The organism is Faecalimonas canis (assembly GCF_054601575.1).
This window is the reverse complement of sequence record NZ_BAAHSI010000004.1, coordinates 40,246-62,616: the sequence shown is the minus strand read 5'-3', so window position 1 is coordinate 62,616 and position 22,371 is coordinate 40,246. Positions and strand designations below refer to the sequence as shown.

25 protein-coding genes and 2 pseudogenes are annotated in these 22,371 nt (G+C 34.4%); 2 read left to right on the top strand and 25 right to left on the bottom strand.

All coding sequences use genetic code 11. The features are described 5' to 3' along the window. Nucleotides 1-178: 178 nt before the first annotated feature. The 3 genes from ACYPXO_RS01045 to ACYPXO_RS01035 form a co-directional block, all read right to left on the bottom strand. Entirely contained in the window at nt 179-478 is a 300-nt protein-coding gene (locus ACYPXO_RS01045; protein ID WP_418755958.1) for an ArsR/SmtB family transcription factor, read from the bottom strand. Nucleotides 479-489: 11 nt separating this feature from the next. Beyond that, complete coding sequence (locus tag ACYPXO_RS01040; RefSeq protein ID WP_459638876.1) at nt 490-2,376, bottom strand: heavy metal translocating P-type ATPase; 1,887 nt, start codon at nt 2,374-2,376, stop codon at nt 490-492. 91 nt (nt 2,377-2,467) lie between these two features. Beyond that, a complete protein-coding gene (locus tag ACYPXO_RS01035) occupies nt 2,468-2,686 on the bottom strand; it encodes a cation transporter (protein ID WP_101695140.1) in 219 nt (72 codons plus the stop codon). Nucleotides 2,687-2,857: 171 nt separating this feature from the next. On the opposite strand from ACYPXO_RS01035, the gene ACYPXO_RS01030 reads away from it, so the two are divergent. Further along, nucleotides 2,858-3,232: an ArsR/SmtB family transcription factor gene (locus tag ACYPXO_RS01030; RefSeq protein ID WP_173815003.1), complete on the top strand. Its 375-nt coding sequence runs from the start codon at nt 2,858-2,860 to the stop codon at nt 3,230-3,232. Nucleotides 3,233-3,240: 8 nt separating this feature from the next. Then, on the top strand, nt 3,241-4,161 hold the full coding sequence (locus ACYPXO_RS01025; protein WP_101879990.1) for a helix-turn-helix transcriptional regulator: 921 nt from the start codon (nt 3,241-3,243) through the stop codon (nt 4,159-4,161). A gap of 417 nt (nt 4,162-4,578) precedes the next feature. Here the strand turns inward: ACYPXO_RS01025 and ACYPXO_RS01020 are convergent. The 22 genes and pseudogenes from ACYPXO_RS01020 to ACYPXO_RS00915 all read right to left on the bottom strand — a co-directional run. Continuing rightward, a pseudogene (locus ACYPXO_RS01020) lies at nt 4,579-5,076 on the bottom strand (lysine--tRNA ligase); the annotation flags it as partial. A 158-nt stretch (nt 5,077-5,234) separates the two neighbouring features. Beyond that, the gene (locus ACYPXO_RS01015) at nt 5,235-6,464 is read right to left on the bottom strand and encodes a tyrosine-type recombinase/integrase (protein WP_173858637.1); all 1,230 of its coding nucleotides are present in this window, start codon (nt 6,462-6,464) and stop codon (nt 5,235-5,237) included. 103 nt (nt 6,465-6,567) lie between these two features. Then, nucleotides 6,568-6,765 (bottom strand): excisionase, encoded by a 198-nt coding sequence (locus ACYPXO_RS01010; RefSeq protein ID WP_116441541.1) that lies wholly within the window; start codon nt 6,763-6,765, stop codon nt 6,568-6,570. Nucleotides 6,766-7,083: 318 nt separating this feature from the next. Then, on the bottom strand, nt 7,084-8,493 hold the full coding sequence (locus ACYPXO_RS01005) for a virulence-associated E family protein (RefSeq protein WP_459638875.1): 1,410 nt from the start codon (nt 8,491-8,493) through the stop codon (nt 7,084-7,086). Beyond that, nucleotides 8,465-9,061 (bottom strand): CHC2 zinc finger domain-containing protein, encoded by a 597-nt coding sequence (locus tag ACYPXO_RS01000; RefSeq protein ID WP_459638874.1) that lies wholly within the window; start codon nt 9,059-9,061, stop codon nt 8,465-8,467. The genes ACYPXO_RS01005 and ACYPXO_RS01000 overlap by 29 nt, the downstream gene beginning before the upstream one ends. Before the next feature lie 58 nt (nt 9,062-9,119). After that, nucleotides 9,120-10,517, bottom strand: a complete 1,398-nt coding sequence (locus tag ACYPXO_RS00995) for a serine/arginine repetitive matrix protein 2 (RefSeq protein ID WP_459638873.1) — start codon at nt 10,515-10,517, stop codon at nt 9,120-9,122. A 376-nt stretch (nt 10,518-10,893) separates the two neighbouring features. After that, nucleotides 10,894-11,448, bottom strand: coding sequence for a super-infection exclusion protein B (locus ACYPXO_RS00990; RefSeq protein ID WP_459638872.1), 555 nt, complete (start codon nt 11,446-11,448; stop codon nt 10,894-10,896). Between the two features lie 33 nt (nt 11,449-11,481). Further along, nucleotides 11,482-12,456 carry an NgoBV family restriction endonuclease gene (locus ACYPXO_RS00985; RefSeq protein WP_459638871.1) on the bottom strand — a complete coding sequence of 325 codons (975 nt, stop codon included), beginning with the start codon at nt 12,454-12,456 and terminating at the stop codon, nt 11,482-11,484. A gap of 14 nt (nt 12,457-12,470) precedes the next feature. Further along, nucleotides 12,471-13,763, bottom strand: a complete 1,293-nt coding sequence (dcm, locus tag ACYPXO_RS00980) for a DNA (cytosine-5-)-methyltransferase (RefSeq protein WP_459638870.1) — start codon at nt 13,761-13,763, stop codon at nt 12,471-12,473. 2 nt (nt 13,764-13,765) lie between these two features. Continuing rightward, complete coding sequence (locus ACYPXO_RS00975) at nt 13,766-13,957, bottom strand: type II toxin -antitoxin system TacA 1-like antitoxin (protein ID WP_459638869.1); 192 nt, start codon at nt 13,955-13,957, stop codon at nt 13,766-13,768. Nucleotides 13,958-14,023: 66 nt separating this feature from the next. Further along, nucleotides 14,024-14,320 (bottom strand): molecular chaperone, encoded by a 297-nt coding sequence (locus tag ACYPXO_RS00970; RefSeq protein WP_459638868.1) that lies wholly within the window; start codon nt 14,318-14,320, stop codon nt 14,024-14,026. Nucleotides 14,321-15,153: 833 nt separating this feature from the next. Next, nucleotides 15,154-15,666, bottom strand: a pseudogene (locus tag ACYPXO_RS00965) (lysine--tRNA ligase); the annotation flags it as partial. Between the two features lie 138 nt (nt 15,667-15,804). After that, on the bottom strand, nt 15,805-16,218 hold the full coding sequence (locus tag ACYPXO_RS00960; RefSeq protein WP_459638867.1) for a HEPN domain-containing protein: 414 nt from the start codon (nt 16,216-16,218) through the stop codon (nt 15,805-15,807). After that, nucleotides 16,205-16,540, bottom strand: a complete 336-nt coding sequence (locus ACYPXO_RS00955; protein WP_459638866.1) for a nucleotidyltransferase domain-containing protein — start codon at nt 16,538-16,540, stop codon at nt 16,205-16,207. The genes ACYPXO_RS00960 and ACYPXO_RS00955 overlap by 14 nt, the downstream gene beginning before the upstream one ends. Nucleotides 16,541-16,559: 19 nt before the next feature. Next, complete coding sequence (locus ACYPXO_RS00950) at nt 16,560-16,808, bottom strand: hypothetical protein (protein WP_459638865.1); 249 nt, start codon at nt 16,806-16,808, stop codon at nt 16,560-16,562. Beyond that, nucleotides 16,789-17,490, bottom strand: coding sequence for a DUF3990 domain-containing protein (locus tag ACYPXO_RS00945; protein ID WP_459638864.1), 702 nt, complete (start codon nt 17,488-17,490; stop codon nt 16,789-16,791). The genes ACYPXO_RS00950 and ACYPXO_RS00945 overlap by 20 nt, the downstream gene beginning before the upstream one ends. A gap of 25 nt (nt 17,491-17,515) precedes the next feature. Further along, entirely contained in the window at nt 17,516-18,874 is a 1,359-nt protein-coding gene (locus tag ACYPXO_RS00940) for an ATP-binding protein (protein WP_459638863.1), read from the bottom strand. 109 nt (nt 18,875-18,983) lie between these two features. Continuing rightward, the gene (locus tag ACYPXO_RS00935; RefSeq protein ID WP_459638862.1) at nt 18,984-20,066 is read right to left on the bottom strand and encodes a DUF5688 family protein; all 1,083 of its coding nucleotides are present in this window, start codon (nt 20,064-20,066) and stop codon (nt 18,984-18,986) included. 36 nt (nt 20,067-20,102) lie between these two features. Then, entirely contained in the window at nt 20,103-20,903 is an 801-nt protein-coding gene (locus ACYPXO_RS00930; RefSeq protein WP_459638861.1) for a recombinase RecT, read from the bottom strand. Between the two features lie 45 nt (nt 20,904-20,948). Next, nucleotides 20,949-21,074 (bottom strand): hypothetical protein, encoded by a 126-nt coding sequence (locus tag ACYPXO_RS00925; protein ID WP_459638860.1) that lies wholly within the window; start codon nt 21,072-21,074, stop codon nt 20,949-20,951. 14 nt (nt 21,075-21,088) lie between these two features. Continuing rightward, nucleotides 21,089-22,015 (bottom strand): YqaJ viral recombinase family nuclease, encoded by a 927-nt coding sequence (locus ACYPXO_RS00920; RefSeq protein WP_459638859.1) that lies wholly within the window; start codon nt 22,013-22,015, stop codon nt 21,089-21,091. Next, nucleotides 22,012-22,365 carry a DUF3848 domain-containing protein gene (locus ACYPXO_RS00915; protein WP_459638858.1) on the bottom strand — a complete coding sequence of 118 codons (354 nt, stop codon included), beginning with the start codon at nt 22,363-22,365 and terminating at the stop codon, nt 22,012-22,014. The genes ACYPXO_RS00920 and ACYPXO_RS00915 overlap by 4 nt, the downstream gene beginning before the upstream one ends. Nucleotides 22,366-22,371 lie beyond the last annotated feature (6 nt).

Here is a 22,371-nt window from a genome sequence, read left to right as displayed (position 1 = left end):
TATTTTTCCCCCTCGTTAGATAACGAGAGCTTGATGTTCTCTCGCAAGCTCGCTTAACTACCAAAGTAAGTCAGCCACTAAAAACGGTGAAAAAATCTAAGAGATTTTCCCACCGCCATGTCTGGATCACTCCATCTTTCTATTCATTTCTTATATCCATCTTGTTTAATCTTAAATATTACAAACAATACTCCTTATCAAACAGCATTTTGCATCTTTCAATAGCATTTTGTACATATTCATCTTGCACTATATAATAAATGTATTTTCCTTGTCTTTGACTTTTTACTATACCATTAGCTTTTAATATATTTAATTGGTGGGAGACTGCTGACTGAGACATCTCTAATTCTTCCGCTAATTCTCCAACACATCTTTTTGTCTTTAATTCAAGCACTATCCTTAGTCTTGTAGAATCTCCCAGCGTCTTGAAAAATTCCACCAATTGCAAGCAATCTTCTATAATAAGTTTTTGCATTTTCATCTAAATTATAAATTATGCACTTTTAATGCTCTAATAGCATTTAATATTGCAATAATCATGACACCAACATCTGCGAAAATAGCAAACCACATATTCGCAATACCTATTGCACCTAATCCAAGACATGCAAATTTGATAACCAATGCAAAAATAATATTCTGATATACAATTCTAAGACATTTTCTCGAAATCTTGATTGCTTTAGAAATTTTTAGTGGATCATCATCCATAAGGACTACATCTGCAGCTTCAATTGCCGCATCAGAACCCATTGCACCCATTGCAATTCCAATATCAGCACGAGTCAATACAGGTGCATCATTAATTCCATCTCCAACAAAGGCTAGTTTATCTTTCTCTGCTTTTGTGGAAAGTAATTCTTCTACTTTTGACACTTTATCTGCTGGAAGTAATTCGCTATATACTTCATCAATCCCAAGTGATTGTGCCACTTGGTCTGCCACGCGTTTTGCGTCTCCTGTAAGCATTACTGTTTTTTCTACCCCAGCTTTTTTCAATTCCGCAATCACTTCTTTTGAATGAGGTTTTAATATATCAGAAATTACAATATGTCCCGCATATTTTCCGTTAATTGCCATGTGAATGATTGTTCCAACTCTATGACAATCATGATACTCTACACCTATTTTTTTCATAAGCTTGCTATTTCCAGCAGCCACCTCATTGCCGTCTACTTTTGCGATAATTCCATGTCCACTGATTTCCTTTATATCAGAAACTCTGCTACGGTCTATTTCCTTCCCGTAAGCTTTTTGCAAACTTTTGCTGATTGGGTGAGAAGATGCACATTCTGCCAAAGCAGCATATTCCAAAAGTTTCTTTTCTTCCAGTTTATTGTGATGAACAGCACTTACTTCAAATACACCTTGTGTCAAAGTTCCTGTTTTATCAAACACGACATACTTTGCTTTTGACAAAGTTTCCATATAATTAGAACCTTTAATCAACACACCTTCTTTACTAGCACCACCGATACCAGCAAAGAAACTAAGTGGGATACTGATAACCAATGCACATGGACAGCTAATTACAAGGAAAGTCAGAGCTCTGTAAATCCATACTCCCCATTGTGCTGTTTGGCCTAAAAACAACATTTGCACCAACGGTGGTAATAACGCCAATGCCAATGCTCCATAACATACTGCAGGAGTATATACCTTTGCAAATTTAGAGATAAAGTTTTCTGATTTGGATTTTCTTGAACTTGAATTTTCCACAAGCTCTAAAATTTTTGAAACTGTTGATTCACCAAACTCTTTTGTTGTTTGAATTTTTAAAACACCAGTCATATTGATACAGCCACTGATGATTTCATCCCCCTGTTTTACATCACGAGGTAAACTCTCACCTGTTAATGCACTTGTATTAAGGCTTGACGAACCCTCTATTACAATACCATCTAATGGAACTTTTTCTCCTGGCTGCACAACAATTGTACTATCAACACCAACTTCATCAGGATCTACTTTTTCTAATTTCCCATTAATTTCTATATTTGCATAATCTGGACGAATATCCATCAACGCGCTAATATTTTTTCGGCTTTTTCCAACTGCATAACTTTGAAATAATTCTCCAATTTGATAAAACAACATAACAGCGATTGCTTCATTGTAATCCCCACTTCCTGAGTAAATTGCTAGCGCAAAAGCTCCCACTGTTGCCACCGCCATTAAAAAGTTTTCATCAAAAACTTGTCGGTTTATAATTCCTTTGCCTGCTTTCTTTAAAATATCATAGCCGATTATTAAATATGTTGCCAAGTAAAGTAATAGTTGCGCAATTCCTGTTATCTGTATCAAATTCAAAGCAATAATCATAACTGCCGCAATAATAATTCTTGTCAACATTTTTTTCTGCTTTTTATTCACAGTCCATTCCTCCTATTTATTTTATATATGTTTAATCATTCATATATTTGTTTTAAATTTGCACCCCTTTTATATTTAGGGGTGCGTTTTTCTAAAGTTCAATCTCACAATCTGGCTCTACCTTTTTGCAAGCCTTTAAAACATCATTCATAACTGCTTTTGGTTCTGTTCCATCTTCGAACTCTACAATCATTTTTTGTGTCATAAAGTTTACAGTTGCATTTGCTACTCCAGCTGTCTTTTTTGCTGCATCCTCCATAAGATTTGCACAGTTTGCACAGTCAACTTCGATTTTGTAAGTTTTTTTCATTATAATATCTCCTTTCATAATTGTTATTTCCATTCAACAATTAAGTACTTGTTTAACTGTTATGACTGCAGTATAATTCTCTTATAACCTAAAGTCAACAGAGATATGTGATTACCTACTAAATGGGCGAAACACATTTCTAAACAGAGCAAAATGAAAGGAAGATCGTATATGTCTTATATGAAATTACCACATAATCATCATAACGAAATAGATAATACTGAGTTATTAGAACAGCTTAATGATATTCAACACTTTCAAATAGTTTCAGAATTATTTAAACAATTAAGTGACCCTACACGTGTTCGTTTATTTTGGCTTTTATGTCATTGTGAGGAATGTGTTCTAAATCTATCTGCAATGATGAAAATGACAAGTCCTGCCATATCCCATCATCTTAGAGAGTTACGAAACAAAGATTTAGTATCTAGCAGACGTGTAGGAAAAGAAGTTTACTATAAATCAGCAAATACAGAGCAGAGTGTATTATTGCATAAAATGATTGAAAGGATTTTGATGATTACCTGCCCTGAACACAAGGAGTAAATATTATTATGAGCAAAAAAATCACATCATTAGAAAAATGTATTCAAGAACTTTCTCATAAATATCCTATAGTTAGTTATGATTTATACGAAGGTATAAAGCTTGCTTTTATGTCATTAACTGGCAACAAACATACTGATACGCATGAGCCATTAAGAAATATTTTAGAAATCAATTACTGTCATAAGGGAAGAATTGGGTGGAAAATGTCTAATGGAAATAGCGTTTACTTAGGTGAACATGATTTTTCATTACATACAATGGAATATTGCTCTAACTCTACAATAACTTTACCTAATGAATACTATGAGGGGATTAGCATTTATATTGACTTAAATACCCTTTCTGAAGAACCGCCCGAATTATTAAAAAATACTGGGATTACAGGAAATAGTATACTTGATAAATTTTGTAAAGATGGAAATTTTTCAGCTTTTATTGGCAATGAAGAAACAGACGCTATCTTTTCATCATTCTATCATCAGCCAAAAGAATTTCAACTTGCGTATTGGCAAATAAAAGTGATAGAACTCTTACTGTATCTAAGTAAATTATCGTTCGATACAGAAAAACGATTGTCTGAATATCAATCTGAACAAATTGAAATTGTTCGCAATATACACAAATACCTTTTAGATAACATAAGCCAACGGATAACAATAGATGAAACAGCACGCAAATATCTTATCAATCCTACTACATTAAAGTCCGTCTTTAAAGCTGTATACGGTACTTCTATTGCCTCACATATAAAAGAACACCGAATGAAAATGGCAACTCATTTGCTAATGAAGACAACAAAAAGTATAAAGGAAATTGCGAAAGAAGTAGGGTATGAAAGCCAAAGTAAATTTTCTAAAGCTTTTAAGGAATATTATGATGTTTTACCAACAGAGTATCGAATATTCCATTCAAACAAATTAAAATAATTTAATGCTCTATACAATAGCTTTAATCAATATTTTATGTGTAATAGGGTTTTGCATCAAAAAGAGATACTATGATAATCTCGTAGTATCTCTCCCTAATTGGAATATTATATTTTTGCAAGCAGGTAAACATAGGTTATTTCTTAATATCCCTTTTTTGGGAAACTCCTCGTTTTCTTACACCTATATATAAGGAAATATCTGTATTATTCTTCGAAAAGTGTCGCAATATATCAAGCCGCTATAAAACAAGAGAGAATGTCCTCAAACATTCTCTCTCATCTACATAATAAAATATCACCTTTTCTGTTTTCTTAAATATAATGCATATTTCCATACATCAATTGGCTTAAGTTTGGCTTAAAGGCTTACTTTTTTAGCATTTTTACTTACTACTTTTCTGCTTAAACTCTTCTCTTAATACAGTTTTGCTCCTGCTGGAATCTTATCATCAAGAATCAAAACATTGAGTCCTTCTCTTCCTTCTACAAGGTGTGTAGCGGAGATGATCATACCACAAGAATCAATTCCCATCATCTTACGTGGTGGAAGGTTTGTGATTGCAAGTAATGTCTTTCCTACTAACTCTTCTGGTTCGTAGTAATCATGAATACCGCTTAAAATCACACGATCTACGCCTGAACCATCGTCAAGAAGGAATTTCAGAAGCTTCTTAGATTTTGGAACTGCTTCACATTCTTTTACCTTAACAGCACGGAAATCTGATTTGCTGAATGTTTCGAAGTCAACCATATCTTCGAATAATGGTTCTACTTCTACGTTAGAGAAATCAATCTCAACCTTCGCTGGGACAGCTGTTTCTTCTACTGGAACAACTACTTTTGCAGCTACTGGAGTTGCCTGTGCAGCATTGTTTGCTTCGTTCTTAGCAGCGCCCTGTGACTTCATTGTTGGGAGCTTGCAGCGAGATTTTATATATATCTATTTGCCTCTACGCTTCTCTATTCTTCAAGCTTCTAATAATCTACATTTTTATATAACTCTACAACTTTTATTACAAGTTACCACCAATTTGGTGTAAAAGTGGTGCAGTTGTTGGTGTGCGTCCCTTATTATGAAATTTTAATCTTACCGCATAAATCTTCAAATGATTTAACTTTCGCCTCTTTTGTTGCTTCCGCATAAATTTCCATCGTTGTTGCGATATCTTTATGTCCCATAATTTCCTGAATTACTTTAAGGTTTGTTTCATTCTCACAATACCTTGTAGCAAATGTATGTCGCAAATTATGGCAAGAAAAGTTAGGCAGTAAAACTGGTGCTCTACGTTCTCTTTCTGCTCTTTCTATTTCTTCTTCATTATATGCCAAAGTTATACGTTTGATTGTTCTATTGATTGTCTGAGGATTATGTGCAAAACCATTTCTGTTCAAGAAAATAAAATCTGTATATCCATCAATTGATGCCTGACAAGTTAATCCTACTTCCTCTTGATACTTTTTCTCATTCAAAATTGCCTGTTTTACTTCTGGCAACATTGGAATAATTCGGTATCCTGCAGTAGTTTTTGGTGATGTTACTGAAAAATAGCACCTGCCTTTATCTCTCTGGTAGTACACCATATTGTGATTAATTTCAATATAATTCTCATCCATATGAACATCTTCCCAACGTAACCCAACCACCTCTGATACACGACATCCTGTTCCCAAGAAGAATGTAAACAATGGAAGCCAATGTTTATATTTTTCGCTTTTATTTATATAGGAAACAAAAGCTTCTTGCTGCGGAATTGTAAGAGCATGACGTTTAGGTGTTTCAAAGTTATGTGATCGTTTCACATCTCCTAAAACTAAGTCGCTAGGATTTATCCTAATATAACCATCTTCAACCGCTAATATAAATACTTGATGAAGCACCGTATGAATACTCTCCAATGTTGCAACTGACATTTTCTTAGAATCCACAATGCCATTATAGTATCTTCTCACATCTGATTTTCGGATTTCCTTTATCTTTCTGTTTCCAAAATCATTCATAACAAAATGCTCATACATATAAATATAATTATTGCGAGTAGTTTGCTTTAATCCCACCTTATCATTTTTCCACATTTTATAGACATCATTCAATGTAATGTTCGAGCTTCCTTGTTGAATCCCATCCCGCAGATCATTCTGAATTTCTTTTTCTTTTTCACGCAAGCCTTCTAATGTAGAACAATATACCGCATGTCTTTTTTTATCTCCACCAATCCAACGATACATATAAAGTCCATCATTTTTTCGATAGGTTTCTCCGTCTTTCAACACTCTCCCTTTATGATCTTTTCTTTTTTGCATTCTTTTCTCCTTTTCTATACAAAGAAAAGGACTCTGCAAACTTATTATAACGCTTGCAAAGTCCCTTTTCTACGCCTAATCATTCATTTTTTACACCAATAATTTATATAGAATATGCTGTTTCCGTATATTCATCTAATTTTTTACGTTTAATCAACCGCTTTGTTCCATTCCATAAAACAAACTGGCAATTCTGCTCATCCGTCATTTTACGGAGCTTGTTAATTCCGATACCAGAATATGCAGCTGCTTCCTCAAGAGTTAAATTACTCTTTTCCCAAATAGGAACTTCTTTTACCATAGGCATCTTCCTTCCTTTTTTATAGACTTATTTTTCCTAATTTCCCCGACAGAGAGAGGAACTTGTTTTTCAGGAGCTTTTATCTCATCAAGCTCCTGGCAACAAACTATTTCAAAACTTTTTATTTCTTTCATACCGAAAATCAATACATTATCTTCTTTCTTATTTTATTTTTTAATGTTCTTTGTTGCCATCTTAAAAAACAGTATAAATAACCAGTAAAATCAACATTTTCATATGTCATCAAAACTGGCAACAAAGTTCGTTTTTTGAATAAAACAGCTGTATTATCAGGAAGATTTCCTTTCTCTTGTCGGGCTAATGGAACGGAAGTTCCATTTGTTCTGTTGCCGAAAGCTCTCTAAATCCATCTTCGCCAATTTCGTTGCCACCTTCTATCTCTTCACTTTTTCGAGTCCAGCAGCGTTGTCTGCCATACCCTTCTGAGGTAAATCTATGATAACCACCTCGCTTCCATCCAATAATCTGAGTATCCATGATTTGACAAATTTCATTTGTCTCATACTTCTTAGGCTCACGATCCCCGTGATTAAAAGCCTCACTCCAAATCTGAATAGAACATACATAATTTCCTTTATAATTATCAAGCCACCCTTGGATTGTTCCTGCCAAAGTGTCCTCTTGCATAAACTGTTTCCGATACTCATCAATTTCCTTTTGCATTTCTTTTGTGAATTTCAGAAGATTACCTTTGTTTTCTTCACTGTGATAAATAATCATTGCTTCTGCCCACAATTGATTAAAATATGCTCTGGCTTCTTCTTCATCATCTAAAATATGTTTCTCTGCTTTTGAAGCATCAATCATGATTGGAAGAAACCTTCTTGCACCAGTTCTATCAAACGGAATAAACTGATATGTATTCGTAGATCCAGCGAATACACATTGCCTTTTTCGATCTTTTTCAAAACGTGCATAGGCAGTTCTATATGTATCCTTTTGCCGGCTCAAAAATGATTTTATTTCTTCGTTACTTTTTGCACTGATAGCAGCAATCATTTCAGACATTTCTATAATCCAATGCCCCCTAATTGATTCAAATACTTTCTTATCGCCCAAATCTCTTAAGTCATCCGAAAACCAATTGTCTTTCAACGATAAAAAACGAAAGAACGTGGATTTTCCTGCGCCTTGTTGTCCCACAAGACAAAGCATTTCATCCGCTTTTATTCCCGGATAAAACACTCGCAATAAAGCCTCCATCATAAAGTGTTTTAATACTTCATATACATAGTCTGAATCATCTGCCCCCATATATTTTTTCAGTACATATCGGATTCTTTCTTCTCCATCCCATTTTAATGTTTCTAGATATTCGCAAATCGGATGATACGCTCTGTTTGCAGCTTCAATTTGCAATGCCTTATACAAATTTTTTTCATTTCCTAATCCATAGTACACTTCAAAATATAGATAAAACTGATCAATCGCATTGTCGGTCAGAATCTCCCAATCTTCATCCCACCAAAGTTTCCTCGATATATCGACTCTTTCAGACAACCGATTATATCGAAGACAACCTTTAATCAATGGATCATCTCGAAAAATCATCATATAATTTTGAACCGTTCCTTTGATATCTCCCTTTTCATTTTTCAATAAACATTCCTTAATTTGTCTGATTGCATTTAGATCTGCCATCTCGCCCATCCGTTTCAAAGTATCCTTCTTTTTATTTTCATCCATTTTTTCTGCATCTTCTATCAATCTTTTCAACCTCCTTCTTAATCATTTCAACAACTTGCACTTTTTCTTCCTCTTCTCCGAATAATAAAAAATCTAAGTAATATTCAACAATGGTCAGATATTTCAACGCCTCTACAAATTTTTCATCCCACTTCTCTTCCGGCGATTTAGGTACAAATTCTTTTTTCCATTTTCGCAACAATATATGGTAATCCAGCATCGCACGAACACATTCTATATACTCTTGTTCTTCTGATTTCACTAAATTTTTTTCTGATTTGCTCTTCAAAATCTTCCTTGGGTTTTTTATTTTTCTTCTGTCTACTCTAGATATTTGAATCCCGAAATCATCTGCTAATTTTAATGCAGCCTCTTTTAAGGAAAGTCCAAAAAGCTGTGCTGTAAAATCTATCACATCACCAGTCACTCCACAACCAAAACAATAATATCTTCTATCTACTTTCATGCTTGGTGTTTTGTCATTATGAAAAATGCAACTGATCAGCCCTGATTTTGTTATCTTAAATCCATAAAATTCAGCCGCCTGCCGAACTGTCACATTTTCTTTCACTTCATCAAATAATCCCATAATCCCTCCAATCAAAAAAGAGCACTCTGTTTCTCCCAACGGAATTCCCAAAATGCTCTTATCGCTCATTATCTAATGAGGATTCTTTATTCAATTTTCCAGTTTCTCCATTTCTTGTTATACTTGCTTTCTTCTCAGATAATTTTTTTAATATAGATGGTTTTACTTCTTTTTTTATTTCTTGAACCATGATATTTTTGTTTTCCGGTTTCAATAATCTGTTTTTCATTTTCGAAATCGTCTTCGTAATTGCATACTCAATCTTTTTAACTACTCCATCTAAACGATCAAGAGCATACTGTTTTTCTCTTTTAGATGCCTTTCTCTCTGGGCTTAAAACCCATTTCTTACTATCCTCCACCAATTTAATATCCTCTTTCCTAGTAGCAATCTCAATTTCATCTGCAATTCTTTCCACCGCTTTTTCATAAACCTCATCCGTAACATCATCTATCAGTTTTTCTACATCCTCAATTTTAAATTCAAGCTGTTTCAATGTTTCGTCTTGCTGAAGAATTCGCTCCGCATTATCAAAAAATTCTACTGACTGTGCTTTGAGCTTTTTCTCTTGATCAATAATCTTTATGCTGTTTTCTTTGTACTGAACCTCTTGTTCAAAGATCTCATATTTTTTCTGATTAACCACTTCTATTTGACTCTGAATTGATTCTTCCAAAGATGCAATATCCTTTTTCTGCTTCATTCGAATATAATCTTGCTTTTCAAGATATTCCCTTCCACCATAACTTGGTTCTTCTTCTAACTCTAATCCGTGCTTTTTACAAATATCAAAAAGAAGTATTCTGCAAGTAGCATCAAAAACCATTTTCCTATTGTTAAATCTACCAGCCTTCTTTTCTGAATTTGGCAATTCAAAACCTAATGTTTCAAGTGCTTTTTCCTGTTGGGGAAATATTTCTCCATAAGCATTCTTACAATCAAAAACATGGCGTTCATGAATGTGTGGAGTGGATTCATCCAAATGCAAGGACCAGTTCAATAAATGAAAATGTTCTCCAAAACGATCACTAAGTTCTGTAATAAATTCTGTTACGATAGTCAACAACACATCTGGATCAACATAGTCATCTTTTGTTCCAATCTGATAAATGGTTTCTTCCGGACATGTTTTCTTATGAGTCCTAATATCATCTGTTGTTCTGTTTCTTTCAGGATGATGATTTTTTAAATTTCTTGCATTCTGTCCTTCCACATAGTCTTGATAATGAATCTTATAAAAAAGTTGTTCTACTTCTTCAAAGGAATCGACAATCTCATCCTCTTTTCCTGGTACTGAAGCAGATCTGATACCATTATAACAATCCCAATATACATTTCTTTTAACTCGTTCCAGATCAATATGATCACTATTATCAATATCGAACTGTCTATCATTGTGCTTAGGATTATAAACACCATTCTTTCCAGTTCTTCCATTATGTCTAGTTAGTTTCATTTTGTCGTCTCCTTTCTTTTTGTTCTCGCAGAGAACTGCAGCGAAGCTGCCCTAAATCCTGCCTTTATCGTCAGGAAATACCCAGTACTAAGTGACGAAACGTCTCTTAACTGGGCAATGGCTGCCGCCCTTAACCTGCCAGGGACTTTGTCCCTTGACCCTAGCAGAATGTTCGCCACTTCCTGCACCTCTGGCACAAAGGGATTGCATCCCTCTGTACACCCGCTCAGCAAAATTCAAAGTTCTTGATTCTGTCCAGCAATCAATCACATCGACTTTCGCTGTTTTTCTGATTTGTGCACCAATCAGAAAGTTTTGCAAATGAGCAAAACAAAAGCGACCAGCTGAATATTACAGTTGATCGCCTTTGGCTTACTTATCTGAGTCGAAAAGATACATTTCTTCCATTTATGATAATATTTCCATTTTTCAAATTTTTATTCAAAAATTTATATGCCCATGGTTGTAAATTATATGCAAATTGATACCATTGACTGACATTAGAAGAACGATAAATAACATAGTTATTTTTCAACCCTGCTCCTCTACCATCACTTATTTCAATGCCTGCTGTATTACGAAAAACATTCTGTTCTGAATCATAAAACTTTTCAATCAAGAACATCATTTCATCAGTAGACATTACATTCTTTAAATATTTTTTTCCTATTCTTACTGGTCCGAATAGTTCCGCTTGTATACGTTCAACTATCCATGTAATAAGGCAAAAAATATAAAATGCTGAAATTATAATTATTCCAATACTAATATAACTTTGATAAGTTTCTCGAAACACATTTATCCCTAATTTTTCTGCATAATTTGGGGGCATAAATGTGATTATAATTCCTGAAATAAACAATACTGCACATATTTCCTTAATTTTCATTTTCTCAATTATAGTTTTGATTACACTCATTACTTCAAACATCACCCCATTTATTTCAAATAAAAAATTTATTAATTAGTCATTATTATGAAGTAATTGAGCGTATTCCTCTACTCGTTTTTTTGCTTCTTCCACATTATTTTTTGCTCTTTCTGATGCTACGTTTGCTTTTTTTAACCCTTCTTCTGCATTCAGTTTTTGCTTTTCAGTTCTTGCTTCAGACAATTTTTGTACCCACTTCAATACTCGTTCATTGCTTTTATTTAAAGCTTCTTCCTTTTCCGTCAAAGTTGACATTGCTTTTTCATATCTTCTTATAACACCAACATCATACTTATCCTTAATATCATTCCATCTTGGTATATTTAATTCTCTTCCATACCTAGCTTTATATGCTCTATTAAATTTTGAAAGCCATGTTGAAGCCACACTATCTCTCAATTTTGGCTCTTTAAATGTTGTTTCCTCGATAGCACAAATAAAATCTTCTATCGATTCAAACATTTTATAATCTTTTACTTTTTGAGAATACCAAACTCCTGGACGAATCTTATGGATAACACCATCTTTTACCTGAAGATTAATTGGATAATTTTCCATACGGCGAGTAATTTCCCATACCTTTTTTAACCACACATCTTTGATAGTAACAACACCTTCTGGGCTCATATCATATCCAAAAATCAAATAATCCACATCCAACATATATGGTTTTTCTAAAATTTCAGAAGCATACATTCTAAAATCTGCAATATCAAATCCCGGACTACTAGATCGATTAAACGCTTTAACTTCTAGTAAATTGATTGTTTTATCATCTGGATTGAGATAAAAGTCTGGTGGCATCTGTGAATTAGTATCTGGAGCATATTCTATTCCGTTATAATCCATCCATCCCTGCAACCATTCTTGCATGATATTTCCAACAACATCTTTTTGTTTGACAATTATATTAACATCTCCCAAGTAAAATTTAATTTGACCTTCCAATGTTAAAATTGCATCTTCATGTAATAATTTATCGTATATTTCTTGAGCTGTTAATCTCATTGTGTCCTCCCCCTTTACTTTTGTTTTTTATATATTTCACCTAGTCGTAATGAAATTTCTTTGATTACTGGAACACATACTGTATTTCCTAGCAAATCAAATGCCTCTGACTCACTTACGTTATCAAGGGAATAATTATCTGGATAACCACACAATCTTTGACATTCCCTTATAGATAATCTTCTTATTCCATCTCCATCAACTACCCCAAGTTTTGAAACATCCATAGCAACTAAGGTTGGGGCCATTTCACTAGGGCTTAAAATTTTGGAAAATTCGAAAGAAAGTTTTCCTGCAACAATATTATATCCTTTAGGTAATGTTGTATCTGGAATTCTAGCTTTTGTGCCATCTTCTTTTTGTATCTGTTTCTTAGGATGTTCATATGCTAAATATCCCATTTCATGAAGATGTATTAGCATTTCGTGTAAGTTTGGAATATTAAAAAATGTTTGAATTTGCTGTTCTGTCAAGGGCATCCCGTCCATCCAAGCAATTCCTATTTCTTCTGCCCAGTGTTTCTTTCTTCTTTCTTTTAATAAAAGTCCTAAAAATTTCTTTTCTTCGGGTGTTGTAACTCCTTTTAGATCTATATCCCAAGAATGTATATTGTTTTTTCCACCTCTTTTATCTTTGATGGACTTTCCTTTAACTTGATCTGGAGTATAGTATGTCAATAATTTTTTTGTAAAGTCAGAATTAATCGTAGGTAGTCCTTTTTCTAACACACTATCTAATGTTTTAATGCTTTCTTGAAAATTATCTAGACTGATTTTATCAGTAAGTGTTCCAACAATATACACTCTTTTACGACTTTGTGGTAAACCAAAAAATTTTGAATCTAATAACCTATAAGAAACCATATATCCCAAAGCTTCCAAATGATTGATAATTGTTTTTAATGTTTCACCACCATCATGGTTAATCAAGCCTTCAACATTTTCCAAAAGAAATCCCATTGCTGGATGTCCTGCATCTATCTTTCCTTTAAGAATTCTTTCAATTTCAAAGAACATAGTTCCTCTCGTATCTTTAAAACCTTTTCTCGTTCCTGCAGAACTAAAAGGCTGACATGGAAACCCAGCAAGTAAAAAATCAAAATCTGGAATTTCTTCCACTTTGACCTGAGTAATATCTCCATTAATAATCTCATTTTCTCCATAAAAGCCTTTGTATGCCTTAATTGCATATGGCTTAATTTCTGAAGAAAAAACACATTCTGTTTCTAAACCTAGGATATCCATAGCTTCTTTGAAACCTAAACGTATTCCTCCCAATCCTGCAAATAAATCAATGATTTTAGGCATTTTTATTCTCCTTCATTATTATTTTCCCGTTTGTTTTGAGTTGCAAGTACATGAGATGCTTCTAAAAGTGCTGTTCTTCTTACAAACTCGCTATAAGATGAATACGCTTCTATTCGAGCTGCTTGTTTTAATTTTTCTAGTTCATCTTTTGACACTCGAATACTCATTGAATAGGTTTTGTTTTCTTTATTCATAAGTAATTCCTCCGTTTTAAATTATACAATTTTCGTGGAACAAATACAATACAATCACCCACGTTTTTATCTGCCATGACCATTATTATTTAATCCATACTTTTTCGCATATTTACTTGCTTCTTTTCTTCTTTCCTCTGAATACGGTGCCGTCAATCTTATAGAAAGTCTACCTTTGTCTATCTCAAATGTCATTCCCCCCTCATTGTTCCGGCTCTTGAATCGACAACTTTCTGGATGTGTCTCAGTAAAAATAATAAACTTACGTTGCAATCGTTTGTTATAAGTGAACACATTCCAAAAATCATCTTCCTCATTTGTAAGAATAATCGTTTCCTTCTCATACTTCGTTAATCTTGTCATAAATATCGTTCCTTTCAATTCTGTATCAAAAAAATCAAGTGTAGATATAGTTTTTTGCACTTCATCACCTACACATATAGTTTTTATTAATCTATCTCTTTCGCAGTTAATAAATCCTTTTATTACGCTTTCAAATATTTCCGTTCCCTAACCCTCTTCTTTTAGGATTGTATGCTCTGAACAGACACGCCGCATGCATATTCAATTCAGGTATCTTCATATTCAAAAGCTATTCAATTATCAATGTGCAAAGATTGATATATTAAATACCCTTCTATATAACAGATCGCTAAAAGGCATTTTTACAAAAAAGTCTTAGAAATTTATAAAAATTTTAGAATTGTGATATGTGTTATAGTTCAAAAAACAATTAACTGAAAATTAATTTCCTTAATTTTGATGCATGCTTTAAAAAACAAGCTAAATGCATATTCAGTTCAGGTATCCTCATATTCAAAAGCTATTCAATTGTCAATGTACAAAGATTGATATTATTAAATATCCTTCTATATAACGAAATGCTGAGAGGCATTTTTACAGGGTCTGCTGGGAAATATATAAAAATTTTTGAATTGTTGATGTGCGATATAGAATAAAAAATAACCAACTACAACACTGATTACTTCCATTTTTGATATTTAAATATTTTTAAGAAACAAAAAACAGCTGGGTGCACCAACTTTTTTGGTACACTCAACTGTTTCTTTTATTACTAGTTTTCTTTTACACCGTTCTTTTGCAGAGTCCTTCTCTTAGACTTTTAAAAAATTTGGTGTAAATGTGGTGTAGTAACCTGTTTTTCTGTTTAAAATATAGCTTAAAATTTCTTGCTCTTAGTACAGTTTTGCTCCTGCTGGAATATGATCATCAAGGATCAGAACGTTCAGTCCTTCTCTTCCTTCCACAAGGTGTGTAGCAGAGATGATCATACCACAAGAATCAATTCCCATCATCTTACGTGGTGGAAGGTTTGTGATTGCAAGTAATGTCTTTCCTACTAAGAATTCTGGCTCATAGTAATCGTGAATTCCGCTTAAAATCACACGATCTACGCCACTTCCGTCGTCTAATACGAACTTCAGAAGCTTCTTAGATTTTGGAACTGCTTCACATTCTTTTACCTTTACAGCACGGAAATCTGACTTGCTAAATGTATCGAAATCAACCATATCTTCGAATAATGGTTCTACTTCTACATTAGAGAAATCAATCTCAACCTTCGCTGGTGCAGCTGTTTCTTCTACTGGAACAACTACTTTTGCAGCTACTGGAGTTGACTGTGCAGCGTTGTTTGCTTCGTTCTTTGCAGCGCCCTGTGACTTCATTGTTGGGAATAATAATATATTATTTTGTCATGGTTCTATAAGTCTCTATTACTATATATATCCGTATCTTCTAATATCCACAAAGTCTTTTACTCTCCAAAAATCTCCGTAGGTATTTTACGAATGGTACAAAATCGGTACAAGATTGGTACAAAACAATTATCCTATCTCTTTCAAGACGTATTCTTCTATTTTTTCAACCAATTCTACTGCTGTATCAATTTGTTCCTCTGCTTCTTCTCTAGTCGCTATATAGAAATCATCATAATCGCTGGCATGTCGTATTTCTTCAGCCTCAGCAATCTTTCTTCCCAAAGTTCTTGGAAAGATTTCTGTCTTGATATAACTTTTATTAAAATTTGCAAGGGCATCTTTATGTCTCTTATATGCGTTTCCATCTAAAGCATGAATAGCTGAAATAGCATGATAAATTCCATAATAGGCTCTATTATTCGCTCCCCTGCATTCTCCTGCATCTAAAAGAATTTTTGCTGATTTTATATCACTTTTAGCAACTTCCAACCTATATAAAACCAAATCTCGCCTTGTACCTTTTTCATTATGCTGCGTCAAATAACTTTACCCCCTCACTCGCCACGTTTGAATAAAACGGATACACTTCTACCCACTTATTAAAATGCTCTTGATTTTTTGCTATCGGCTTAATATCTACATCATAATCCATATTAAAATCATAGGTTACACTAGATAACTCATGACGATACTTTTTAATGTCTATATCACTTAAATCCAAAAGCACCATAATATCTATATCCGAGTCCTTTGTATAATCGCCCCTTGCATAAGAACCATACAATATAACTGTCTTCAAATGTCTTCCGTATATTTTACAGAGTAATTCAACATATTGACTCACTAACTCTCTTGTTGTCATAGATATAGCACCTCACTTATCAATTCTCCAATACAATAGGCGAAATTTCTTCATAATATCTATCGGCTATATATTCTGCCGACTCTGCCCACAACCCATTTTCTGTTTCCTGCAATGTCTTATATGTTTCGGACTTATAAAATTTCAATGCGGCTTCCTCAAAACTAATATGAAAATGTTGTTGCAACAATTTTAATACATCTCTAATCTGTATACAAACATTCATGGTGATGTCTTTTCCATTAAAACTATATATCATTTCTGACATAAGAACTCCTCCTTACCAACTGCAAATACTGCAATGCCTTCTCTGTATGAAATGACACCTGATTATTCACTTTGTTATATCGCAGCCTTTCTACTGCTTCTGCTGCTGTTAAAATATTTGCTATATATAACTGAACAGTTTCCATTGTATTATCGTCTGCAACCGGTCCAATCACCACATCATAATTATGCTGCAATCCGCCTTTACTTCGGTTCTCTTTAATGAATTCCAGCCATTCCTCACTCAAAGCATCAAATCTTTTCACATTTAATGCACAGTTCTCTTCAAATAAGTATTCGTATACAAAATACTTCTTCTTTTTTTCTCTTAATGAAAGCCTGTATCCCCATTCTTTTGACTGTGATTGCAAAATTGTAGTATAAAAACCTTTTCCGAAATCCCTTCTATTATGAGATTTGTTAAGATCTATATTTTCAAATTCATAGCAGCTTCCATGATAAACCACCAGTTCTTTTGAACCTTCCATGATAATTTTCTCTACATACTCTAATACCTCTTCAAAACTTATCTGATGGAGATATTCATGTTGTATCATCATCTTCTCAAAAACCTGATTTTCATGAAACAATTCAACCACACTATTTCCCGAAATATGGTACTTGCGAGCATACGCTTCCATTGCTTGAACAGATAATATTTCACAATCTGTCTGCACACTCATTCTTTTATTACCTCTCTTTATTTTATTAAAAGCCATACTTTCCAATACCATAAATTGGTATCGTATGAACATTATCCTTTATTCCGCCATGTGTATTGCCTTTCGCATAGAGCACATAATCCGCCTTCTCTTTTTCCAAAATCATTTGGACTGTCTTACTGTTCTTTTTTCCTGCTTTTACTTCTATGGCGTAGGTTTTCTGTGTTTTCAGAGATTTTACATAAAAGTCAATCTCTCCCTGCCCCAATGTTGCAAAAGCAGGTGTTTCCAAAGCAATCTCTGCGGGAGGAACCAGACGTTTTTTCAAATCAAGATATACAAAGTTCTCATTCACAATCCCTGCAATATCGCCCTCATTACAACCGATATGTTTCAGGAAATAACTTGTCAATCCAATATCCATAAAGTAGCATCTTGATTTTGCTTTAAAATCTAAGATATTGCAATCTTTTATTTTCCCTGCAAATCCTATAATTCCCGAACTATATAGCCAGTCTATCGCTCTGTTTACAGATGCCTTGCTGATATTACTAGAGTAGTCCTTTACTACAATACTCTGTAATTCTTCACTAAAGCTGTCCTTTTCAAACCCCTTTTTCTCTTTTACAAGAACTCTTGCAACTCCTGAAAAAATGTTATCGTATACCTCATGGTCTAAAATATCCTCAAAATAACGCTTACTTTCATTCGTGAATAATTTAATGATTTTTAATAATTCCCCATTTGCCTGTTCAATAGAATGAGAATCTAAATATCTCAAAACTACTGCCGGATAACCTCCAATCTGTGTATAAACTTCGTATAATTCCGATAGTTTTTGATATTCCTCTTCTGTACTGCCTCCATAAAGGTCTAATTCTTTATACAGAGTTTCTTCTCCACAAGCCTTCAAAAATTCTTCAAAATCCAATGTATGAATTTCTAAGGAATCCAAATCCCCTGCTGAATATTTAAACTCCTTATTCAAAATGCGCCCTAAGTAGCTTCCCGTAATAATGAAATCACTTTTTAATTCTCTAGTAAATTCACGAATTCTGTTATAAATATCTGCTGACTCTTGTATTTCATCAATAATCACTACGGTATCTGAAGAATCAACAAAATCGGGATAAGCTCTTTTAATCAACTCATATACTGGATTTACACATTGCAATCCATGCAGAATTTCATTGCGCAGTTCTTTGTATCGTTCCAAAAATAATTCTCCTGTAAAATCAAGAAGATTAATATATATCTTACGCCGATACTGTTCATCTGCAAATTTATTTACAATATAGGTCTTTCCAACCTGACGTGCCCCTGAAACTTCTAGTGTTGCATGATGTTCGCTTTTTTTCCACAAAAGCAATCGCTCATACGCATTCCGTTTCAAATATTTGTCCATACTTATTCACTCCAGTCAACCTTCCTAATTACTTCATATTATAACCGATTTTCGTTTCTTTTCCTATCCTTATTTCTCATTCACCTACAATTATTTGTTTTTCTCCACTCTACATATTCCTTTCCGGTATTTCCACTCCTTCCGGACAGCATTCTATTTCTTCTACTGGCTTCTGCATTTCATCACAATGCCATATTCCTGCATGCTCTGTGAGGGAAACACAATTCTGACAACGCATTTGTTTTAAAGCGAGATTTGCAGTCGGCAAATCCATAGCTCTCTCTTTATCTGTGTATATCTGCTTTGTTTTCCATTCAAAATAATATGCGTGATCAGAAAGTATTTCATCGGCTGTCAACTGCTCTTCATTTACCTCTTTTACCATAGCACTTAATGCTTCTATCTCGTATTCCCCACGATCTGCAACTAAAATCAGTTCATGGACACTGGATGGTAAAATATAAAAGTTCTGTTTTCCCACTATTTCTTGAAACATCTCGGCACACAGAAAGATTCCGGCAGCACCAAAATATTTTATTTGATTTGTCAGCACATACATCGGTTCTGATTCCTCTATTTCCTCTTCATTATCTTCTGTAATTCCCAAAAGATTTTCTTTGACTACGCTGTTAAGACTTCTTACCCGATAGCCATCCGTCTTCAAATTTTCAACTGCCTGATAATGAATTTCATACTCACTGACCTTCCATGATTTTACCATCTGTTTTGTAATCTTGATACTTCCAATTCCCACTTCCGTAACACGAATAACATAAAGGACAAAAAAATCCAAATATTCCTGATAGAAATATTTCCCTTTCAAATTCTCATTTTCTTTCGCTGACACAATCACCGGATATATCTTATTTTTAATCTTTTCCCAACTGTTCATATTTTCAATGCTTTCTAACTCTGCCATGATTTTTTCCTCGTTCTCTTTCTGATGCTTATATACTACACATATTTCTTCCACATACTCTGCAAATTTTCCCTCCTGCAAATATCTATCAAAACATTCCTCCAAATAAATAACAGGAACCACTTGCTGCGGTTCCTGCGTTCTGCTGATAGAAAGACCTGTTTTTTCTGTTCCGTTAAGTTTCGGATTTGTAGTAATCTGTACTTCATAATCCTTTCCTAAATACTCTTGTACCTGTTCTCTCATCTTTTCTACAAATGTATTGTAATCCATAATCCACTTCTCCTTTTATTTATATCTTATCTCTTTTTACGCTATTTCTTCGCTATATTCTGCGTCCCAAATTTCTTCGCCATGAATTTCGCTCATATCGTCTGACAGTTCCTTTTTGATGGTTTCATCATTTGACAGTGCTTTCCGAAAATCGGTCTTCAATGGTGCATATTTCAACGCCTGTTTGATAACGGTTTTCTTTGCCATGCCAATATAGTTACTCTTCCACGGACTAAAGGACGAATCAAATGCTTTTGAATATTCCTTCGCATATTCATCCATTGCAGTTTTACTCATTACCTCAAAGCCAAATCCTCCATTCACGAGCTTAAAGAACCCATAAAACAAACGGACCTCTCCCCGCTCTCCTAAAGTCGGGCAATGTTCCAGTTTCGGATTCAATCCCAATTCATAAGAAAAATCATCATTTTCATAAACCGCCTGCGCGCTAATAATCTGCATCTGCGGATTTCGGTAACTTAAATCAATCAGCCCTTTATATCCAATCTGAAACTGACACTCCATCGTTCCCTTATTATTATAAGGGATCAAATATGCCTGCCCTAACGGGGTATTCGGTTCTAGTCCAAGCTGCGCTGCATTCATAAGTGCCGCAAGAAAACTCATCTGCGTACACTCCCTTAATTTCGGTGTCGTATTTAAAGCAGACAATGCCATTCTCGTAAACCTCTCCGGCGTAATAACTTCCGGTAACGCCTTTTTAATTTCCGGTTCCATAGCTTTAATTAAGTCTGCAATGCTCATGGACTTTGTCAATTTTGTTTCACCCTTTGTACCTTCAGCCTTTTTGGCTAATTCTTCTTTTATTCCTGCCATCTTTTATTTCCTCCTCTATTTTTGAGAATCGTTCTTTTTCTCTCATTACCTTTTTTCTAAAAATCTCCCAAACAGCATTGCTAAAAACTCTACAATCTGTGGTCTAAAAATCAAAATCAGTAAAATCAATACCATGAAAACCAAACAAATTTTTACATAATCATGTTTCATTTCTCTTTCCTTTCTTACGCTGCTTTTACCGTAAATCTTCGGCTCAACACCGATTTCTTATACTTTTCGTAGATTTCCGGCTGTTCTTCTTTTAAGCGCTTCTCATCTAAACGGTTACTTTGCACTGCTTTCCATGACACTCGGTACTGTTCATTTTCTGCAATCTCTGCCTCTCCAAGATACAGTTTCAACTCTTGTTCAATCTGCCGTTTCTCCGTATCCATCTTCCCGATAATCTCCGAGAGTTCCTGACGTCTCTTGATTTTTTCGTTAAATCCCGTCAAAGGAATGGTTTCTGCAATAGTCTGTTTATAATATTCTGCAATGACACTGTCCGCAAGTTTAGAGCCGTCAGGGCTTGGCATCTGTCTTTTTAACACATGTTCCTCCCAAAAATTTTGTTCTATCCGAATTAAATCTGCAATCATTTCCTCATCACGCTCTATCCGGTAATACTTAAATTCTTTCCCATAAATTAAAACTGCGATATACCATGCCTCTGCACCGCAAACCGCCATGTAGTGACAGCACTGGATTTGGTAGGAAAGTGGAATTTTTCCATCTTCCCACTTATCTGCCATATAAGGACTTGCTGTTTTGCACTCCAATCCTGCATTTTCTCCTACAACCATGCGGTCTACATCAGCAAGCATAAAAGGATATTTTTCGTGATAAAACATTGCATTGGCGCGTCTGACCTTTTTCCCAGTTGCCTCTGTAAATCTTCGTGCTACATAATCCTCAAATTCCCTTCCTTGCCGCATAGCCTCGCTGTCAATCTCTTCTGTTTCCTCAGAAATCTTATCCTGATACACCTGCATGGCTGTCCGATATGGGTTCAGTCCACAGACTGCCCCCGCATCAGAACCTCCAATCCCTTGCTTCCGGTATTTAAGCCATTCTTTTTTGTCTAAATTCAATGTCAGTACTAATTTTTTCATGCTGCGATTTCCTCCATTTCTTCCTTTTTCACCTTCTGATACTTCTCCTGAAGTTCTTCCACATTTTTCTCAATAGAACATTGCAATTCTTCCATATGAGAATCTTCCTCTTTTATCCATCGGTCATAAAGAAAAGCCAAAAGATTTGGAAACACAAGAAGAGTTTTTAATACTTCCAGTTCCATCTTTTGGCTCATTTCCATCAGTAATTCATATAAATTAAGCATCGTGTCAATCTGATATGCTCGCTCAAACAATACTTCTGCACTTTGCTTTAACATTCTCTTTTTAAACTGAGCATTTTCCAATCCAATCTTGAGGCAGAATAGTTCCCGCAATTCCTCGTCCATCTTTTC

Excerpts from the sequence above, each read along its gene's own strand:
- ACYPXO_RS00955 (WP_459638866.1), bottom strand. The coding sequence starts at position 16,540 with ATGACAACAAGAGAGTTAGTGAGTCAATATGTTGAATTACTCTGTAAA.
- ACYPXO_RS00975 (WP_459638869.1), bottom strand. The coding sequence starts at position 13,957 with ATGAATAAAGAAAACAAAACCTATTCAATGAGTATTCGAGTGTCAAAA.
- ACYPXO_RS00935 (WP_459638862.1), bottom strand. The coding sequence starts at position 20,066 with ATGGATTACAATACATTTGTAGAAAAGATGAGAGAACAGGTACAAGAG.
- ACYPXO_RS01045 (WP_418755958.1), bottom strand. The coding sequence starts at position 478 with ATGCAAAAACTTATTATAGAAGATTGCTTGCAATTGGTGGAATTTTTC.
- ACYPXO_RS01015 (WP_173858637.1), bottom strand. The coding sequence starts at position 6,464 with ATGCAAAAAAGAAAAGATCATAAAGGGAGAGTGTTGAAAGACGGAGAA.
- ACYPXO_RS00945 (WP_459638864.1), bottom strand. The coding sequence starts at position 17,490 with ATGAGTGTGCAGACAGATTGTGAAATATTATCTGTTCAAGCAATGGAA.
- ACYPXO_RS00985 (WP_459638871.1), bottom strand. The coding sequence starts at position 12,456 with ATGAGATTAACAGCTCAAGAAATATACGATAAATTATTACATGAAGAT.
- ACYPXO_RS01035 (WP_101695140.1), bottom strand. The coding sequence starts at position 2,686 with ATGAAAAAAACTTACAAAATCGAAGTTGACTGTGCAAACTGTGCAAAT.
- ACYPXO_RS01025 (WP_101879990.1), top strand. The coding sequence starts at position 3,241 with ATGAGCAAAAAAATCACATCATTAGAAAAATGTATTCAAGAACTTTCT.
- ACYPXO_RS00950 (WP_459638865.1), bottom strand. The coding sequence starts at position 16,808 with ATGTCAGAAATGATATATAGTTTTAATGGAAAAGACATCACCATGAAT.
- ACYPXO_RS00930 (WP_459638861.1), bottom strand. The coding sequence starts at position 20,903 with ATGGCAGGAATAAAAGAAGAATTAGCCAAAAAGGCTGAAGGTACAAAG.
- ACYPXO_RS01030 (WP_173815003.1), top strand. The coding sequence starts at position 2,858 with ATGTCTTATATGAAATTACCACATAATCATCATAACGAAATAGATAAT.
- ACYPXO_RS00990 (WP_459638872.1), bottom strand. The coding sequence starts at position 11,448 with ATGTTTGAAGTAATGAGTGTAATCAAAACTATAATTGAGAAAATGAAA.
- ACYPXO_RS00920 (WP_459638859.1), bottom strand. The coding sequence starts at position 22,015 with ATGAAAAAATTAGTACTGACATTGAATTTAGACAAAAAAGAATGGCTT.
- ACYPXO_RS00940 (WP_459638863.1), bottom strand. The coding sequence starts at position 18,874 with ATGGACAAATATTTGAAACGGAATGCGTATGAGCGATTGCTTTTGTGG.
- ACYPXO_RS00995 (WP_459638873.1), bottom strand. The coding sequence starts at position 10,517 with ATGAAACTAACTAGACATAATGGAAGAACTGGAAAGAATGGTGTTTAT.
- ACYPXO_RS00915 (WP_459638858.1), bottom strand. The coding sequence starts at position 22,365 with ATGGACGAGGAATTGCGGGAACTATTCTGCCTCAAGATTGGATTGGAA.
- ACYPXO_RS01000 (WP_459638874.1), bottom strand. The coding sequence starts at position 9,061 with ATGGGATTATTTGATGAAGTGAAAGAAAATGTGACAGTTCGGCAGGCG.
- ACYPXO_RS01010 (WP_116441541.1), bottom strand. The coding sequence starts at position 6,765 with ATGGTAAAAGAAGTTCCTATTTGGGAAAAGAGTAATTTAACTCTTGAG.
- dcm (WP_459638870.1), bottom strand. The coding sequence starts at position 13,763 with ATGCCTAAAATCATTGATTTATTTGCAGGATTGGGAGGAATACGTTTA.
- ACYPXO_RS00925 (WP_459638860.1), bottom strand. The coding sequence starts at position 21,074 with ATGAAACATGATTATGTAAAAATTTGTTTGGTTTTCATGGTATTGATT.
- ACYPXO_RS00970 (WP_459638868.1), bottom strand. The coding sequence starts at position 14,320 with ATGACAAGATTAACGAAGTATGAGAAGGAAACGATTATTCTTACAAAT.